This is a genomic window from Candidatus Accumulibacter vicinus (genome assembly GCF_000584955.1).
In the GTDB taxonomy this organism is placed as follows: Bacteria; Pseudomonadota; Gammaproteobacteria; order Burkholderiales; family Rhodocyclaceae; genus Accumulibacter; species Accumulibacter vicinus.
The window spans coordinates 115,160-117,985 of sequence record NZ_JDSS02000021.1 but is presented as its reverse complement, the minus strand read 5'-3'; the positions used below and the strand labels follow the sequence as shown (position 1 = coordinate 117,985).

General features: G+C 63.4%; 3 protein-coding genes and 1 pseudogene. 2 read left to right on the top strand and 2 right to left on the bottom strand.

The window, feature by feature from the left end:
- Positions 1-636 (top strand): MFS transporter (locus CAPSK01_RS09360; RefSeq protein WP_337958565.1); only part of this gene is annotated, 636 nt, incomplete at its 5' end.
- Positions 637-668: 32 nt separating this feature from the next.
- Here the strand turns inward: CAPSK01_RS09360 and CAPSK01_RS09355 are convergent.
- Both CAPSK01_RS09355 and CAPSK01_RS09350 read right to left on the bottom strand, forming a co-directional pair.
- Positions 669-1,277, bottom strand: coding sequence for a hypothetical protein (locus tag CAPSK01_RS09355; protein WP_273703414.1), 609 nt, complete (start codon positions 1,275-1,277; stop codon positions 669-671).
- Between the two features lie 118 nt (positions 1,278-1,395).
- On the bottom strand, positions 1,396-1,878 hold the full coding sequence (locus CAPSK01_RS09350) for an OsmC family protein (RefSeq protein ID WP_034925672.1): 483 nt from the start codon (positions 1,876-1,878) through the stop codon (positions 1,396-1,398).
- A gap of 244 nt (positions 1,879-2,122) precedes the next feature.
- Here CAPSK01_RS09350 and CAPSK01_RS09345 point away from each other — a divergent pair.
- Positions 2,123-2,632: pseudogene (locus CAPSK01_RS09345) on the top strand (lyase); the annotation flags it as partial.
- Positions 2,633-2,826 lie beyond the last annotated feature (194 nt).

Sequence of the window (2,826 nt, the reverse complement as noted above, 5' to 3'; positions counted from 1 at the left end):
CCGACCCATGCCGTCGAGCGGGCCGACCAAGGTTTGCGGGCGGCCCTGCGCGAGGCATTCGGCGACCGCAGCTACCTGCTGCTGCATGCCGGCTTCTTCACCTGCGGCTTCCACATCGCATTCCTGGTCACCCATCTGCCCGGCGAGGTCCATCTGTGCGGGCTGCCTCCCGAGGTCGCCAGTTGGTCGCTGGCGATCATTGGCCTGGCCAACATCCTGGGCAGCCTCTACGCCGGTGCCTGCGTCTCCCGCTATCGCAGCAAGTACGTGCTGGCGATCATGTACGGCTCGCGCGCCGTGCTCGTCGCCGCTTACCTGCTGGCGCCGCGCACGGAGCTGACTTTCTACGTTTTCGCCGCCGGTCTCGGTTTCACCTGGCTGGCGACTGTCCCACCGACGGCGGCCATCGTCGGCAAGCTGTTCGGCGTTCGCTACCTGGCCACGCTGTTCGGCATGACCCTGCTGTCGCACCAGATCGGCGGCTTCCTCGGCGCCTGGCTGGGCGGCCTGGTCATTGTCCGTTTCGGCGACTTCGGCTGGATGTGGTACGCCGACATGGTGCTGGCCACCGCTGCTGCGCTGATCAACCTGCCGATCCGCGAAGCGCCCGTGACCAAGGCGCTTGCACCGGCCTGAGTGCGGCTTCGAAAAACGTCTTTCTGGTTACCTCAGGGGCGGCGCCTGCCGTTCCGGTCGCGCGGCGAGATTTTTTTCGTCGCCTGAGCGAGGTCGCCCTGGCTGTCGACCCGCCAACGTCGATAAAGCCATAGCATGGCCCCGGCCATCAGCAGGAGGCCGCAGCCCCGCGTCAGCGACGCGATCCGGCCATCCAGGTGCAGTACGCCCCAGCGACCGAAGATCTCGGTCCAGTCATGATCTCCGCTACCGACCAAGGGCAGTTCCTGAACGCGTGCATCCGCCATGTAGCGGGCAATATTGAAGAGATTTTCTCCCAGCCAGACCAGGGCTGCCGCCAGGCCGACCGGATTGCCTGCGCGATGAAAATGCCAGGCCACCGCAAGCGGGAAAACGAGCTGAAACAGCGTCCCGCCATAGACGGTCGCCCGCGCGCTGAAAATGCCGACCAGCGGGTGACCGGCTTCGTGCAGGGCCAGGTTGGCGCTGTCGAGCAAAGGCACCCAGCCGTCCCTGCCAAGCCAGTGAAAACCCAGGCAGACCGCGCCAAAAACCAGCACGGCAAGCAGTCCACCCAGGGAAACCGGAGCTGCGCCGGGAGTAATCTGATGAAAATCCTCGATCTCAATGGGAAGTTTCATGGTTCACACCAGTGGATGCGATCGCCAATCACTGCTCGAACAGTTCAGCACGACAAGAGTCGGCGTGGGCGCCTGGCATGCCGGGATTGCGCTGTGCAAGCAGGCAGCTGCCGGGGATTCACAGCCCTTCAGGGGCCGTGTAGATCGGAACGCAACGAACCTCGGTCCGCACGGAATTGGCGATGAAACACTCGTCATGCGCCTGGTGGTGCATCTGATCCAATTGCGCGCGTGTTGGCATGCTTGCACCGGAGAATTGCACCTCCGGACGCAGGGTGACCACCGAGATGACCAGTTTGCCCGCTTCGTTCCTCTCCATGATGCCAGTGGCAGCGTCGAAGTAGCGATCGACGCAATACTTTCGCTTCGCTGCGATTGACAGGAACCAAAGCATGTGACAGCTGGCCAGGGACGAGACAAAAGCCTCCTCGGGGTCGACTGCGAAGGTGTCGGACATTGGCACCGGCACGACATGCGGAGATGACGATCCCGGGATCTCGACGCCGCCATCGAAGCGCAAGAGATGCCGCCGGCTATATCGGTTGCCAAGAAAATCCTGCTCTCCACGGAGCCAAAGAACTTCTGCGGTGTATTCGGACATGTATCGCTCTCCAAGGGTTCAGCACCGAGGTTTGGCTCCGCATGCCCGATGCTTCGAGGCATCCGGAGATCCTGATCGAGACCGGTTCCAGAAGCGGAATCGGGAAAATGTCCCGGGTACTTTCCAGGCCTCAGCATACACCCGAAACGCCGCATCGGGATCTCGGGAGCGCGCAGTCGATTGACCGCGCCTGCCGTGGTCAGTGATACTCTCTGGCGTAGCGCTGAATTTTCCATCTAACAGATCGGGCAAGGTGGACGTATGGAAATCGCCGCGCGGCAGCGGGCCCTACGGCATCGCGACCACACCGTCGGGTGAGGTCTACTACGCGTCGCTCGCTGGCAGCCATATCGCGCGCATCGACCTGGCGAGCGGCGAGGCGACGCCCATTGACCCGCCAACGCCGAATCAGGGAGCGCGGCGCGTATGGAGCGACTCGACCGGACGCCTCTGGGTCAGCGAATGGCAGAGTGGCAACGTCAGCAGGTATGACCCCGCCGCCAGAACCTGGAAGGCCTGGAAGCTGCCCGGCACCTCTCCACGCACGTATTCGGTGTGGGTGGACGAGCGCGACAAGGTCTGGCTGACCGACTTCACGGCCAATGCCATCGTGCGCTTCGATCCCTGGACCGAGACTTTCGAGAGTTTCCCGAGCAGCGCACGCAGCGCGAGCGTGCGCCAGATGGCAGGCCGCAGCGGCGAGGCCTGGGGAGCTGAATCGGGGGCGGACCGGCTGGTGGTCGTGAGATATTGAGTTCACCCTGACAACGTTCATCGGTGTTGCTCGTAGGATGGCCCGAAGCCGACACCATGCTTGTGGTGGCAAACGTTCACCGGATATCTCGGTCAGTGGCGGGGATATTCTGAACTCGGCACTGAGGTTGACCAAAATGCCGGGCGCGCGTACGGGTCCCCCCGCACGCGCGCCCGGAGCCGCGCTACCAAGAG